At 51.7% G+C, this 13,845-nt stretch carries 15 protein-coding genes; 11 read left to right on the top strand and 4 right to left on the bottom strand.

Annotation, left to right across the window (positions count from 1 at the left end):
- Positions 1-12 precede the first annotated feature (12 nt).
- The 9 genes from FLT43_RS29330 to FLT43_RS12445 all read left to right on the top strand — a co-directional run bounded on the left by FLT43_RS29330 (position 13) and on the right by FLT43_RS12445 (position 6,967).
- Positions 13-1,176, top strand: coding sequence for a pyocin knob domain-containing protein (locus FLT43_RS29330; RefSeq protein WP_087444611.1), 1,164 nt, complete (start codon positions 13-15; stop codon positions 1,174-1,176).
- A 10-nt stretch (positions 1,177-1,186) separates the two neighbouring features.
- The gene (locus FLT43_RS12480; RefSeq protein WP_244194355.1) at positions 1,187-1,348 is read left to right on the top strand and encodes a hypothetical protein; all 162 of its coding nucleotides are present in this window, start codon (positions 1,187-1,189) and stop codon (positions 1,346-1,348) included.
- A gap of 307 nt (positions 1,349-1,655) precedes the next feature.
- Positions 1,656-2,072 carry a phage holin family protein gene (locus FLT43_RS12475; protein WP_087444612.1) on the top strand — a complete coding sequence of 139 codons (417 nt, stop codon included), beginning with the start codon at positions 1,656-1,658 and terminating at the stop codon, positions 2,070-2,072.
- A 131-nt stretch (positions 2,073-2,203) separates the two neighbouring features.
- Positions 2,204-2,554 (top strand): sigma-70 family RNA polymerase sigma factor, encoded by a 351-nt coding sequence (locus FLT43_RS12470; protein WP_244194356.1) that lies wholly within the window; start codon positions 2,204-2,206, stop codon positions 2,552-2,554.
- Entirely contained in the window at positions 2,497-2,715 is a 219-nt protein-coding gene (locus FLT43_RS12465; protein WP_087444614.1) for a hypothetical protein, read from the top strand. Before FLT43_RS12470 ends, FLT43_RS12465 begins: the two co-directional genes overlap by 58 nt.
- A gap of 94 nt (positions 2,716-2,809) precedes the next feature.
- Positions 2,810-3,472 (top strand): N-acetylmuramoyl-L-alanine amidase, encoded by a 663-nt coding sequence (locus FLT43_RS12460; protein WP_087444615.1) that lies wholly within the window; start codon positions 2,810-2,812, stop codon positions 3,470-3,472.
- Positions 3,473-3,564: 92 nt separating this feature from the next.
- A complete protein-coding gene (locus FLT43_RS12455; RefSeq protein ID WP_087444616.1) occupies positions 3,565-4,203 on the top strand; it encodes a hypothetical protein in 639 nt (212 codons plus the stop codon).
- A gap of 287 nt (positions 4,204-4,490) precedes the next feature.
- Positions 4,491-5,405 (top strand): cation diffusion facilitator family transporter, encoded by a 915-nt coding sequence (locus FLT43_RS12450; protein WP_087444617.1) that lies wholly within the window; start codon positions 4,491-4,493, stop codon positions 5,403-5,405.
- Positions 5,406-5,980: 575 nt separating this feature from the next.
- Positions 5,981-6,967, top strand: a complete 987-nt coding sequence (locus FLT43_RS12445; protein WP_127510980.1) for a hypothetical protein — start codon at positions 5,981-5,983, stop codon at positions 6,965-6,967.
- 242 nt (positions 6,968-7,209) lie between these two features.
- Here FLT43_RS12445 and FLT43_RS12440 read toward each other — a convergent pair whose 3' ends face one another.
- A complete protein-coding gene (locus tag FLT43_RS12440) occupies positions 7,210-8,238 on the bottom strand; it encodes a hypothetical protein (RefSeq protein WP_244194357.1) in 1,029 nt (342 codons plus the stop codon).
- A gap of 330 nt (positions 8,239-8,568) precedes the next feature.
- Here FLT43_RS12440 and FLT43_RS12435 point away from each other — a divergent pair, with 330 nt between their 5' ends.
- Positions 8,569-9,366: a C40 family peptidase gene (locus FLT43_RS12435; RefSeq protein WP_087444620.1), complete on the top strand. Its 798-nt coding sequence runs from the start codon at positions 8,569-8,571 to the stop codon at positions 9,364-9,366.
- Positions 9,367-9,850: 484 nt separating this feature from the next.
- On the opposite strand, the gene FLT43_RS12430 is transcribed toward FLT43_RS12435, so the two are convergent.
- The 3 genes from FLT43_RS12430 to FLT43_RS12420 form a co-directional block, all read right to left on the bottom strand.
- Positions 9,851-10,057 carry a hypothetical protein gene (locus tag FLT43_RS12430; protein WP_140399045.1) on the bottom strand — a complete coding sequence of 69 codons (207 nt, stop codon included), beginning with the start codon at positions 10,055-10,057 and terminating at the stop codon, positions 9,851-9,853.
- Between the two features lie 1,105 nt (positions 10,058-11,162).
- Positions 11,163-11,540, bottom strand: coding sequence for a permease (locus FLT43_RS12425; protein ID WP_087444623.1), 378 nt, complete (start codon positions 11,538-11,540; stop codon positions 11,163-11,165).
- Between the two features lie 21 nt (positions 11,541-11,561).
- Positions 11,562-12,683, bottom strand: coding sequence for an MGDG synthase family glycosyltransferase (locus FLT43_RS12420; protein ID WP_087444624.1), 1,122 nt, complete (start codon positions 12,681-12,683; stop codon positions 11,562-11,564).
- A 211-nt stretch (positions 12,684-12,894) separates the two neighbouring features.
- On the opposite strand from FLT43_RS12420, the gene FLT43_RS12415 reads away from it, so the two are divergent.
- Positions 12,895-13,467, top strand: coding sequence for a TetR/AcrR family transcriptional regulator (locus FLT43_RS12415; RefSeq protein ID WP_087444625.1), 573 nt, complete (start codon positions 12,895-12,897; stop codon positions 13,465-13,467).
- The last annotated feature ends 378 nt before the right edge of the window (positions 13,468-13,845 follow it).

Raw genomic sequence — 13,845 nt, 5'->3', positions numbered from 1 at the left:
GGAGGGAGCCATATGGCATTTCAGAAGCCGCTTCCGGAGTGGAAGCAGCCCGGCATCCGGCCGCCGGATTCCAAAATCAAAGAAGGCTACCAGGTTCTCGACAAGCCTCCGGCTGCCTGGATGAACTGGCAAATGAACACGACCTATGAAGCCTTGCAGGAATTGCAGGAGAAGGCGGCGGAGAAGGAGGACATCTCGCAGGCGCTAGGAGAGGCGAAGGCGTATGCGGATGAGAAGGTCGCTGATATCGACCTGACCCAGATCTCGCCGGAGTCCATCGGGGCCGCCAAGAAGGCCGACCTGGACGCACACGCGGCCGACACGGTGAAGCATATTACAGTGGCGGAGCGGGCGGCGTGGAACCAAGCTGAAACGAATGCGAAGTCATATATTGATGCCAAACCGTGGCAGCGCCATAAGGTGTCTGGTGATGATGGTGCAGCAATTGATATTACGAATCGTGATTTGAACAGCATCGTACACACGGGTTTCTACAGGGGGACGAATCTAGGGAATGCCCCCGCGCTCCTGCATGGTTGGGGTTACGTTGAGGTCATTACCCATGCTCCCGGCTCCTGGGTACTGCAAAAGGTTTACGATTTACATGCCGATCGCTTCTATATGCGCAGGCTGACAGACAGTGGCTGGACAGCTTGGACGCAAGACCTTTTTCAATCTGGCGTTGACGCGAAAACTCGTATCGCGGGTGCCATCAGCGCCAAGGGAGTCCCGGCATCCGCAAATGATACATGGCCGACCCTGGAGACTAAAATTAGACAGATTTATACTGGTTTGCCTGTTGCGAGAATAAATGTAACAACATCTTATTCCAATCCATCATTTAATCAGACTGAGACTAGCGGTTTTTGGGCATATTTTGTAGTTGTGACAGGTCTCGGATTCCGAGCCAAACGCATTGAAGTGCATATCTCGTCACACACTTTTCCTTCTGCTGTGTATGATGCTTACCGGACTAGTGGAAAAATATGGACTAATGCTGTTTCTTATGGGTCGTACGGCGAATCTTTCCTGGTTACAGAAGCAGACACATTGCCTGATACCAGCCAAAATTCAAATCGTTTGAAAGGCACAATTACGCCAGATGGTTTTTTAATGCCTGTTGCTACCGATGAAGATTACGCCGGCAAAGCAGTGTATATAGTCGCAATTGGTTAGGGGGAGAAAAATGAAAGTAGGACGCAGACTTTATTTTGATATTGCAACTGGCAATGTCATAATTGATACTGGAGAGCGCTCGGGCAATGTTATCCGAGCGCACCGGAGCCGCAGCCGCCAGCATATCGGCCGCCGCTATCTGAACAGTTGGAGCAAACCAAAGCTAGAGTAGCGGATCTTGAACTGACTATTGCCGAATTGGTCTCATCTAAATAGGAGGGAGGGGGTCGCGATGTTGAAGGATTTCCAAATCCGCGTCCTTGCCCGGGCATGTGTTACTCGCTATAACCTGGGCGAAGGGGATATGGACACAATTATTTCAAGTTATCATTTGACTGCTCCCGATTCCGAGAGAGTCATAGCCTATGTATATAGTCAACGGCCGGATATTAGGCCGCAAGCTTAAGCGCCGCACAGGCGCTTTTTTCACGCCCTCGGACACCTTCCGGGGGCTATTTCACGCAAAGGAGGGACCACACATGGAAAGACTGGACGTGCTTTTAAAGTCGGCCTTTGCGGCGGCGGGCGGGACGGCAGCGTTTTTGTTCGGCGGCTGGCCGGCCTTGCTGCAAGTGCTGCTTATCATCGTCGCGATTGATTATGTGACGGGCGTGATGGCGGCCGGGGCCGAAGGGCGGCTGCGCAGCAGCATCGGGCTGATGGGCATCGCGCGCAAGGTGTTTATATTTTTTGTCGTGGCGGTGGCGCATCAGGTGGACAGCGTGCTAGGGGACCAGCATTTGCTGCGCGACGCGACGATTTTTTTCTATTTGGCCAATGAGTTGCTGTCGATCATTGAGAATGGCGGCCGCCTGGGCGTGCCGCTGCCGCCGATCATTAAGCAGGCGGTCGAGGTGCTGCGCGGCAAGGGCGAAATTCGCGACAAGCAGCAGTAAGCGCGGTTCCCTGGGGCCAAGGCCAAGGGTTCCACGACATAAACGGAGCGTTCAAAGGGTCGGTTCTGCGTCGGAAAAGGGGCGGAATGCAGGGCTTTTTGAGCGCCTATCAAAAGGGGAGGAATGACGAAGTGACTCCGCAGACGACTCTTATGGAACGTGTTCGCAAGGAATTGTACCGCAGAGCCTGGAGGCTGCAATACCGGGCGAAGGCGGCCCGCAGCCGCGAGATCCCATGGAGGGCGGATTCCTTCGCCGCTCCCGATTTCACGGCGCAAGCCGACAACCGCCTGCTCGTCCGGCAATTGCTGCAGGAGCTGCCGCGCGACAGGGGGCGGGTTATCCTGTACCGGCTGTATGTAGCGGACGAGACAGAGGTCCAGATTGCGAGGAAGCTGAATCTGACCCAGCAGGCGGTGAGCAAATGGAAACGCAAATCCCTTCACCGGTTATGTCAGAAGCTGAGTTCGCCGAATGGCTGAAGCAGGCCCGGCAGCATGACAAGGATGCGCTGTTGCGCTTGATTCGCTATTTCGAACCCGACATTCAATATATGTGCCGCTTCATGATCATGCCGAAGGAGGATGCGGAGCAGAGCCTTCGCCTGGAGCTGATTGATCTGCTGAAGCATGCCGAGGTATAAGCCTATGTGAAGAACCATGGTCGTGAGGACAGCCGCTGCCGAGGAAGGTTGCGGCTTTTTTTATTTTCAATACAAATGAGAGGATGAATACACGATGAGTCTGGACATTAAGCAGCGATTGCTGCCCGACGGGCGGCCGAACAAGCCGAACCGGACGATGAAGCCGCAATATATTACGATCCATAATACGGACAATCCGGCTCCCGGCGCTACCGCCGAGGCGCATTCCCGCTATATTCTGAACGGAAGCGGCGGGGAGAAGAAGAGCTGGCACTATACGGTCGACGACCGTGAGATCTATCAGCATCTGCGCGAAGATGAGCAGGGATGGCATGCGGGGGACGGTAACGGACCCGGCAATCTGCTATCGCTTGGCGTCGAGATCTGCATGTACGAGGGGATGGATGAGCCGAAGGCGTGGCGGCGTGCTGCGGAGCTGATCGCCTGGCTGGCGGAGAAGCACGGCATTGCCATGGAGCGTATCGTTCCGCACCGCCAATGGAGCGGGAAGGCTTGCCCGTCGCGCGTGCTGCCGCGCTGGCAGGAGTTCATGAAGCTCGTGGAGGAGCAGCGGGGAGGACAAGGCAAGCCCGAGGAGCGGGATTATGCGGGCCACTGGGCCGAATCGTCGATCCAGTATGCGATCGCCAATGGAATTATGGCGGGCCGAGGTTCTGGGTTTGCCCCGAATGAGCCGGTAACGCGTGCCGAGCTGGCGGTCGTCGCCGAGCGCCTGTGCAAGCAAATGAAAGCATAGCCCTTCTTGTCCCGCGAGGTTATCCGGATCTATCGCCACCTTTTGGAAAATGGTAACATAGAAAAAACGAAGCTTCCGCATAGGGGTGGATTATGGATACCATCGAGATCGAGCCGGAACAAGGCATCGGAACGATAAAGCTCGGAATGAGCAGGGATGAGGTGGAGGAATGCATTCGCCAATATGCGTCCCGCTATGAATGCCGGGATGATATTTCGTTTGATTTTTCCTCGTATTTCATGCCGGAATATGATTCGAATGACCGCTTGATTGCGCTCCAAATGATAAACGATGTGAAGGAGCACGCTCATTGTCTTTGCCATGGAATCCATGTTTTTCGCACGAAGGCAGACGACTTGGTTGAGGCGCTGGACAGAATGTCTCGCTATTCGCGAACATGGGATGCCTCTGCTGGATTCTGCTATCTCTTCCCGGAAATTGGACTCACTTTATATCGTTCCCGTGTCTTTACCGAGAAAGATTTGGAGGAAGAGTGGTTTCTGGCCCAGTCGCTGGATGCTCAGGAGGATGATAAGAGGTTCTTATATTTTGAAACGGTCTCGGTATGCGAATTGAGTTATTATGAGACACTTAATGATTTGCAGAAAACGGAATCAACCATAATACCCGCAAACGAACCCGAACCCGCCCTCGAAGAGGCCCCTGCATCCGGGGCGAAGAGCAGCGAAGAATTGATTTTGGAGCTGAAAAGAAAGCATGGTCTCATCTAGAGATGAGCGATAGCCCCCGCAAGTATACGCCGCCCCCATCTGGTACAAGCTAGGAGGATGAAGCGGTGTTGCCTCTCAGCAACTTTCATTAATGGTCCCAACTTTTCTACCTGGCAGCAACAGGTTGTTGCCGGCTCAAGAGTTGTATGGGGGGTCAACACTGTTTCTGTAGACCCACACGGGATCCGTCTGATACGATAATAACTCAACATTAACGCTGAAAAACTCCATCAGCTCGATGACAGTTCTTCGTAGTGGCGGATTGATAGCGGGGGAGGGGCTTGACCGTGAGTGCGGATGTATACGCGGATATGAAGCAGGGAGAAAAAGGGGCATGGATTAGCATCGCCGCTTATATTGTCTTGTCCGGCGTCAAGCTAATGATTGGCTGGATGTATCAGTCGCAAGCGCTGCAGGCTGACGGCTGGAATAACCTGACTGATATTATCGCGTCGTTGGCCGTCCTTATCGGTCTGCGCATCTCGCAGAAGCCGCCGGATCGGGATCATCCGTACGGGCATCTGCGGGCGGAAACGATTGCGGCACTGATCGCGTCCTTCATCATGGCGACGGTCGGCATTCAGGTCATTCTGTCCACCGCAGGATCCTGGTTCGCCGGGGAAGAGAGCAGCCCGAGCCCGGTCACCGGCTGGGTGGCGCTGGCCAGTGCGGCTATTATGCTTGCCGTATACACCTACAATAAGCGTCTCGCAACGCGAATCCGCAACCAGGCGCTTATGGCGGCGGCACAGGACAATCGCTCCGACGCTTTTGTCAGTATTGGCGCGGCGGTGGGCATCTTCGGCGCGCAATTCGGAATGAGCTGGCTTGACCCGCTGGCGGCGCTGACCGTCGGCATCCTGATTTGCAAGACGGCGTGGAATATTTTCCGCGAGGCCACTCATACGTTAACGGACGGCTTCGACGAAGCTCAACTGGAGCGGCTGCGGAAGACGGTGGAGAGCACGGAAGGCGTGCGGGCGATTCGCGAGGTGAAGGCCCGGCTGCATGGAAGCCTGGTGCTGGTGGATGTCGTTGTGCTGGTCGATGCGGGATTGAGTCTCGTGGAGGGCCATCGCATCTGCGACGATATCGAGCAGCGGATGCAGCGCAAGCATAATATCGCCCATGTCCATGTTCACGTCGAGCCGATGGTAGCAGGAGCGGAGCCGAAGCGGCTTCAAGGACGGGCGGTTCATTAAGCGGATGCCGTACCGGAATCATGTTCTGTGATCAGAAAAGCGTTCGGAAGACTCTGAGCGATCAGACTCTTTTGGACGCTTTTATGTGATCGGGCGGGGTATGGCGTAACCGAACAGAAGGTACTTTTTTCAAAAAAACGATTGACAAATGACTGAATTTTTAAATATGATGTCGTTAACAAACATTCCCAATAATGGTCAGGGATGTTCGGGGTGCCTCTTCTTATATGGCGAAGTCAATCCTCATACATACTCGCTCGGCCGCTCTGTTTGATTGCTTCGCGATTAAGAAAATCCGGATCTGGAAGGGGGAGAGATAACGTAGCCTAATTTTGTCTTCGGTTATCGGTAAAAATTTGCGTATGCAGCATTTCCAAGTACACTCCAGTGCAGCATTCTCTTTGCCGCCAGGCGACTCCAAGTGCTTTTATCTTTCATGTTCTCGAACCCTTGCCGTTCTTCAGATCTGCAGATCATCTTTGAAACTACCTCCTTCATGTTTTTCACTCCCGTATTCTACAGCAAAAAGTATGGTAAAGAAGTTTAAAAACGAATAAGAAAAGAGGTTGATGCGAATGAAAGCAAGGTTTTTATCGGTTTGCGTCTCTTTCTTGCTTCTTGTCTCGCTAGTGCCCCCTGTAGCCTCCGCTGCCCAAAACCATTCGATCCCTTCCGGGTGGGATTTATATTCTATTACCTTTGCCAGTGCGGACAGTGACAACGGACTCTGTGCTCAAGGGGCCAAAAACTGGACGGTGGCTGCGGGTACGACTATGACCGAGAAATCTTCTTCCCAGAATAAATGCTATTATCGAGACTATCCTGAGTCTTGGTATGGCCTCTACAGCAAATATAACTCCTACTTTACGATTAAGGTAAACAAGAGATTACTGGCTCGCGATTTCCCGAGTTCAGTCTGGAACGCCAGTCTCAGTTCCACTACCCACGAGTTCGGGCATACTCAATTTCTGGGGGATCATGATACGGCGGGCGAGGGTGTCTACGGAACCACGTCCATCATGAGCTACAACCGCAATCGCGCTACGATGACTACGCCGCAGTCTCACGATTTGAGCGACCTCCAGCAATTACGAAAGTCTTCTGTCGCGCCTTCCTCCGCGGATGAAGCGGTCTATGCGGATTTTCCTTACTACCATATTGAAGAAATGCTAGATGGCAATACCGACTTGGTTGTCGTTGCGTATGTCAATGCGGTGAGTGAAATCCAGGAAAACGGAGCTGATCCGCTCGCTTCGCATCAAGAGGCTGTCCTGCGTATCGATGACACGCTGTATGGTGAGTCAGAGTCGTCAACGATTGAGCTCTATCAATCCGTTGACAAGGTGAAGGCCGGCCAACAATATTTGCTCTTCCTCTCATACCGGCCGGACATCGGGCAATATGTCGTATCCGATGGTGCCTCTCAAACGATTGTAAATCAGAACAAAGCAAAATCGATTCAAGCTGCCTCCGAGAAAAAGCTGACGGTCAACATCAAAGGCATGAAAGGCCAATATTCGAATGAGGAGCTGAGACAGCTTTTGAGCGTAAAGTATAAATAATGCACTCCATCCAATCGCATTGATCCCGTACCGGCTCCAGGCATACGCTTGGGGCCGGTACAATGTTCTCCCCCAGTGTTCTTTGGCCAAGCGCCAGCGGGGACGATTGAACTTTGTTAATTCGGAGACCAAGTACAAGCGGACCGGAATATTAAAGGTTTCTATCTTGACCGATATTAATAAAAAGCGTGCAGTCAGACTCGGGATTCGAACCCGATTCTGCCTGCACGCTTTTTTTGGTATTAGGAAAGCGACCCGTCCGCCTCCGCTTCCAGCGCCGCGATGAATTCATGGGGCTGATCAAGGCAGAGCGCGATATGCTCCAGGCTGCGGCTGATTCCGAACCGGCCCGTGACCGATACGGGAGCTGTCAAATCCAGCATTATATTTGGCGTGCCGAACAAGGGGGCGGCCGTATGGCGCAGCTCGTCATTCGACAGCGGCTCCTTCAAGAGCCGGACGGCGGCAATCTGATCCCGATCGATATCGGTCCAGATGTCGTGCGCGATGCGGATTCGGATGAGGCGCTCCGTCACCTCCACCGGGTTCAGCTTCGTCAGTCGGTAATCCGCAATTATGACGAAGATGAGGTATACGTTGGACAGCGATAAAATCCACGCCGCGAGCGCCGACCACTGGTGCACGAGAAAATGCAGGCCGATTCCTTCCAGGACGAGCAAATGGATGGCGCCGATAACGATGACCAGCATGCTGGACTGCTCCGTCGCGCTGAAGGCGGCAGCATGCTCTGTCGTATACGGCTTTTTCCGCCAACTGAGGAAGGCATGGTAGCCGATGGAGGCTTCATGAGCAAGCAGCCGACCCAGCTTCTCGGAGGATGCCGTCTTGGTGAAGGCGTTCCGGATAGCGTCTACGGGAGAAGCACCGCCGCTCCGCGATTGGCGGTAGGTTGCCCGAAGCCGCGCCGCATAGTAAAGCGCACACGCCGCCAGTCCGATTCCGGCGCCAAGCGCGGCCGAGTCAAGCGCTAACCGTAGCTCGGTACCGTGAATAGGCACGAACAGCCGGGCAGCGGCGTAACCGGCAAGAGTGGCGGCGAGCGCCCGAGCGAAGGCGGCCAGCTTCTGATTGCCCATCCGGCGCATACATAGCCAGAATACAAGCAGCGGCAGGACGACCATGAAATCGAGAACCACTCCCAATGACAAGGGTGGCGACGGGGAAGTCAGCAGCATGGAAATATCCGCCGCTGCAACTAATAATAGGATCAAAAATGGCCACGAAATGGAATTCCGGGACATCCGAACCATCAAAACACTCCTCTCCAGTCAATCAACCTTTTTCTATAATATACCTTAATTTCCTGGGTAATAGTTACAAAATATTCTTTTTTCTTACGGGTATTAGGTATATTGAACTAGAGAAGGTTACAATTTTGTCTATTTTTAAGCAGATTGTCGGATAGTTTCCTCTGTCCGGCTCTATTTATAATTAGGGCAAGTTGTTTTTGGGATGTCATAACAATTTTAGTATAACTACTAAAATATACTATTCTTTGACATCTTGTTCATATGAACAACAATTCAATATTCCGTTGCAGCGTCACACTACAGCATTGGTAGAACAACAAGGAGGATGACATGAAAAAACAACTATTGTTAGGATTATTGATGGTAACGATGGCAGGACAAGTATTCGCAGGGGTGTCCCAGGCTGCCGAAGCTCCCCAGGCTGCCGCGGCGGCGCAGCAAGTGTCGGCCAATCAGACGGGTAATATTCTCGCTTCGGTTAATTTGCGCAAAGGACCTTCTACTTCTTCTTCGGTTATCCGATTGATGAAAAAAGGCGAGAAAGTTACGATATTGGACAAGCATAACAGCAGCTGGTACAAAGTACGGGATGAAAAAGGCAATACCGGATATATGAGCACGAGCAGCAAATACATACAGGTGGCGAACTCCGCTACAGGCAGTAAGCCATCGGAGTCCAACCAGTCAGCCGACATCGAGAAGGTCATCAAGGTCGGACAAAAATATTTGGGCACGCCGTACGAATTCGGCTCCAACCGGAACAGCACCAAAACGTTCGATTGCTCCGCCTTCGTCAGACAAGCCTATAAGGAAGCGCTCGGCATCGTGCTGCCGACGGATTCACGCAAGCAAGGAAGCTGGATTAAGGAGAATTCCACGGCGAAGACGAGCATTAGCCAGCTGAAGCGCGGCGATCTCATGTTCTTTATGTCCTATAAAGGCTCTAAGGCCTCCGATTATAAAGGCGTCAACAAGAGCACGGAGCGGATTACGCATGTAGGGATTTACTTGGGAGACGGCAAAATTTTGCATACGTACTCCATAAAATCCGGCGGCGTGCGGGTCGACAATGTGCTCAACACCACTTGGGAGCACCGCTTCTTGTTCGGCGGCAGCGTAGTGAAATAGGTTTGGAATCGCTTAAACACAGTTCTACAGGCACTTCTGTTGCCTTGGATCTGAAAAGAGGCCCTGTGGGGCCTCTTTCAGATTAATGACAAACTCTCAAAACATTACATCCGCAAAAACCCGCTCTGTTGTCCTGCATAAATCCCAGGCTGTTGAGAAAGTCCAAGGGATTTTGTGGAACTTCATTTTTTATGTGGTGGATCTCGTCTCTCCGTAGAAAAAATCGATTTAAAACGCTATGGGTGCCAAGTTTTGATTGTGTAAATGGACATCTCCACCCCTTCGTAAAAAACAGGGGTTTTCCAACGGCCTGGAAACTGCACCATTTTCCTAGACACGTCTATCCGGTAGGCGAATCCACCAAAACTGCACGATTTCTCCAGACACGCCTAATCGGTAGGCGAATTCTGCAAAACTGCATGATTTCTCCAGACACGAATAATCGGTAGGCGAATTCTGCAAAACTGCATGATTTCTACGCTTATTAGGCAAGCGAAATCCTGCGCAAATACAGCAATTCGATATGGACGATTTTCCCAGAAAGGGAATCCTGCAAAACTGCAGGAATTTCACCCGTTTCGCTTCGGCTTGAAGCAAAAGGGCCTAAAATGCTGTAGATTTGCAGCAATTCCTCGGGATGTGGACTCATTGAGCCGAAATTCCTGTAAAATAGCAGCAATTCCTTCCACATGTTCAAGCCCCAGGAGGCAACGATGCCTCCAGAAGGCAATTTAAACGAACTCTCCCTAGTATGAGACATTCCCGCCTTTCAGGGGAGCAATCGGCATGATAGCTGAATGACTAGTTGAAAGGCGGTTATCAATTTTTTTTACACACTTAAACTGTTCCTGGAGTCATACATCATCGGGCATCAGCTTAATCGAAACCAGAGTCGGTCGCGTAAACCAGTAGTTTTCATAGACAATAGAGTAATTTTTATTCACTTGCAAAGTTCGGATTTCTTCTTCCTCACCATACACCGTAACTTGGTTATTCGCCCTGTCTACAATTCGGATTGAGTTTTGATTGATTTGGATTAGGGTCACTATCGCTGCCGTTTTCTCGGTACTGAGCAGCCAAGGCGACAAGATTACAAGACAAACAACAGTGGTAATAATCATCTTTTTTTTAATATATATCACCTTGTTGAAAATATTTACTTTTGCAATATTCTATGTAAGTGTCCAACAATCTAATGAAGGATATATTAAAGGATTAAATAAGAAGGCGGCGTTAAAATTGATTTCAACATTGGCCAAATGAAGCACATTTATACCGATCTAAATGGTACCGATCATGTCATTACCGAAGAAAATAAAGAAGCTGTATCTATCATTAGAATGCTTATGGAAAAAATTAGACTCGATGATACTACCACTTATGACATGGGTTCAGTAAGAGATGGTATTTTCAGCGGCGGGCAATGATAACTTACTTAGGGAAAACATCTAAACACCGTCGGTGCAGCATGGCAAAGTCACACCACACGTGTAGATTATAGTGGATTATACCAGTATGATTATGGAAATAGTATTTTTGAGCCTGGTTTTTCATCTATTGATGTGAGTTCAGTTTGTAGTACAAGAGGAGACATTGACTTTAACTACCATAATGATGGGCCCCACTACGGCTGGCTTGAAAATGAGGTGAGATTCCCTACAAGACATGAACTAGAGACTGGAGCCTTCTCTTCAGCATATGGTCACTCCTGGCTCCCTTACAATCGGAAAAGGGCACTAATTAATAATATTCCGCGCCCGCGGGAATGTCGACGGGGCGCGGGGATGATCGGCAGATCACTGGAACTTCGGAGGTTCCTTCTTATGCTCGTCGATGACCGGCATCGTCCGGTACTTCTTCGTGCGAGAGAGCCGGATCGCTCCGAAGGAGCTGGCGGCGCCGAGCGGGAGCAGCAGCGCAATCGCCACGTATTGGGGAACCGTGCTCCCGGCAACGACATAGGCAATGACGAGAACCATGAGCGGCGTGTAATCGAGATAACGGACAAGCCAGTGCCGCCGCCCCCAACGGTTCTCCACGATGCCGAAGCAGACGAAGCCGGCAATAATCAGCGCGGCGAACAGGAAGGAATTTGTTATCCAGCCGAGCGTCCTGGAGAGCAGGGCCAGTCCGATAATCATGTAGCCTGCGAACCCTATCGGGGTGAACATCATAAGTGAATCATTCCTTTGTATTCAGTATTGCGGATGCCACAGCAAATCAATGACGGCGCGCGGGCAGCCGTCCGGTTTCATTTCCGGGGAAGGCCCGAGCTGCCGCTTCTGCCGAAGCGTCTCGTAGTGTTGACTCAAATCATGGAACCAGCGGTCGATCGTCTCTCTCGATTCCAGCAGTTCCCCGAAGCCGTGCTCGATGAAGAAGTCGCAGTTCTCTTCCTCCTGACCGGGAATCGGCGCATGGAAGAGCATTGGAATGCCCTTCATCATCCCTTCCGTACAGGTCATGCCTCCCGGCTTCGTAATGAGCAGGTCGGAAGCGTCCATCAGCATCGATACTTCTTGCGTATAACCGAAGATCCGGATATTCGGATGCTGGAAGACCGGGTCCTGCTCGATCCGCTGCATCGCCTTCTCATTGCTTCCCATGCAGAGGAGAAGCTGGATGTGATCCCGGTATTTCGTCATATAACGCAGCAGCTCTTCGTCCAGCGCGAGTCCCCAGCCTCCGCCCATCAGCATGACGGTCGGGAGCGGCTTCAGCCCGAGCCGCTGCTGGGCCTCCGCTTGCGGACAGCGCTGCCAGAACTTCGGGTGGACGGGAATGCCGGTGACGATGATCTGCCCGGGGGAGATGCCCCGTTGAATCAGCTTCTGCTCCACCTCGGGGGCGGAGACAAGATACTTGTTCACTTCCGGCGTGATCCAGGTGCCGTGCGCGTCATAATCGGTAATCAGCGTATACAAAGGAACGTCGATTCCCGCCCGCTTCAACCGGGAGACGACGATACTGGGAAACGGATGAGTGCAGACAATGGCATCCGGCCGCAGCTGTCTAATGACATGAGAAGCTTGTGTATAGAATATGCGATGCAGAGCCGATTGCGTAACCCGGTTCAATGATTTTTTATACTGCTTGCGGTAGAGCATGCCGACCAGCTTCGGAGATACACTGACCGTCTTGCGATAGGCTGCAAAAATTAAGGGAGCGACCGTTGGGTTCAAAAATTTGCCCAGCTCCATGACGCGGGTCTGCATTTCCGGCGCCAGCTGCCTGATTCCGACGGACAATGCATAGGCTGCCTGCGTATGTCCGGTTCCGAAGCCTTCGGACAACAGAAGAATTCTTTTCTTTCGCATATTCTCACCTACTCTCATTATAACCGGAAAATGAAAAGGAAGCATCTTACTGCACTTGGAAATGCCAAAGGCAGTTGCGGTGCCGGAAGGTGTCAAAGTTGAAAACAGGCCGGATATATGCTATGTTCAATAGTATAAAAGAGATGACCGAAAAATCGTATTGGTCATTTAGTCATATCAGCCTCCCAGCGGGAGGAAGGAGGCGGAGTACATGTCCGTTGACCGCCGTAAGCTCGTCGTAGATGCGGCTGCCCAGTCCTTTGCCTTGTTCGGCTATAAGGCGACAACGATGGATCAAGTCGCCAAAATCGCCAAGGTAGGAAAGGGAACGATTTACACGTTCTTCACGAACAAGGAAGAACTCTTTGATGAGATTTTACAACAACTGATTATGGAAATGAAAGGGATTGCCGACCGAGAAATTCAGGAAGACAAGCCTTTCTTCGACAATCTGTATCGCGTTCTTGATCGGGTGCTTGAATTCCGGGGCCGCCATGAGCTGGCCATCAAGCTCTCGCAGGAAGTCCGCGACCTGGGCACGCCAATGGCCCGTGAGGCGATTAAGAAGATGGAGGGCGAGCTGCTCACCTATATTGAGCGTCAGGTGCGACTTGCCATGGACAAGGGCGAAGTGAAGGGGCATAATCCGAAGATTATCAGCTTCGTCATGCTGCAGATGTATAAGGCGCTGACGACAGAATGGAACAAGCTGTACGATCCGCTTGATAAGGAAGAGATTAAGTTCCATTTCCGGCTTCATTTTATGGAAGGGCTTGCGCCGTAGAATTTGCCGGCTATTGGCTATTATAGAGAAGATACCTGGTCCGCGGCCGCTAAGGCTGCCGGCCGGGTATCTTTTTGTTGTTCCGGCAGGACTTGGAAGGGAGACCCGAAGATATGCACACTTTTCCCGTGCACACCGTAAGCGGCTGTCCGATGAACTGGACACGCCGCAATTTCGGGAGAAGCGGCGGCTCCAGTTCGCCCTGACCATATGCCAACGAACAGCCCCGGGGGATGACCTCTGCCGCGGGCTTTTTCTGTTGGAGGGTACGGCTAACGGTCCAGTGAGACTTAAGCGGATGAATATAGGACATAAGCCCTAAATCGGAAATCTCCGCTTATATTTTTATTTCCTGAGGTAACATTCTGGCGTCTTTTG

It is taken from the genome of Paenibacillus thiaminolyticus (genome assembly GCF_007066085.1).
Classification (GTDB): domain Bacteria; phylum Bacillota; class Bacilli; order Paenibacillales; family Paenibacillaceae; genus Paenibacillus_B; species Paenibacillus_B thiaminolyticus.
This window is presented reverse-complemented; position numbering and strand designations above follow the sequence as displayed.

Coding starts and splice junctions, on each gene's coding strand:
- FLT43_RS29330 (WP_087444611.1), top strand. CDS start 13: ATGGCATTTCAGAAGCCGCTTCCGGAGTGGAAGCAGCCCGGCATCCGG.
- FLT43_RS12480 (WP_244194355.1), top strand. CDS start 1,187: ATGAAAGTAGGACGCAGACTTTATTTTGATATTGCAACTGGCAATGTC.
- FLT43_RS12475 (WP_087444612.1), top strand. CDS start 1,656: ATGGAAAGACTGGACGTGCTTTTAAAGTCGGCCTTTGCGGCGGCGGGC.
- FLT43_RS12465 (WP_087444614.1), top strand. CDS start 2,497: ATGGAAACGCAAATCCCTTCACCGGTTATGTCAGAAGCTGAGTTCGCC.
- FLT43_RS12460 (WP_087444615.1), top strand. CDS start 2,810: ATGAGTCTGGACATTAAGCAGCGATTGCTGCCCGACGGGCGGCCGAAC.
- FLT43_RS12455 (WP_087444616.1), top strand. CDS start 3,565: ATGGATACCATCGAGATCGAGCCGGAACAAGGCATCGGAACGATAAAG.
- FLT43_RS12445 (WP_127510980.1), top strand. CDS start 5,981: ATGAAAGCAAGGTTTTTATCGGTTTGCGTCTCTTTCTTGCTTCTTGTC.
- FLT43_RS12440 (WP_244194357.1), bottom strand. CDS start 8,238: ATGGTTCGGATGTCCCGGAATTCCATTTCGTGGCCATTTTTGATCCTA.
- FLT43_RS12435 (WP_087444620.1), top strand. CDS start 8,569: ATGAAAAAACAACTATTGTTAGGATTATTGATGGTAACGATGGCAGGA.
- FLT43_RS12430 (WP_140399045.1), bottom strand. CDS start 10,057: ATGTGGAAGGAATTGCTGCTATTTTACAGGAATTTCGGCTCAATGAGT.
- FLT43_RS12425 (WP_087444623.1), bottom strand. CDS start 11,540: ATGATGTTCACCCCGATAGGGTTCGCAGGCTACATGATTATCGGACTG.
- FLT43_RS12420 (WP_087444624.1), bottom strand. CDS start 12,683: ATGCGAAAGAAAAGAATTCTTCTGTTGTCCGAAGGCTTCGGAACCGGA.
- FLT43_RS12415 (WP_087444625.1), top strand. CDS start 12,895: ATGTCCGTTGACCGCCGTAAGCTCGTCGTAGATGCGGCTGCCCAGTCC.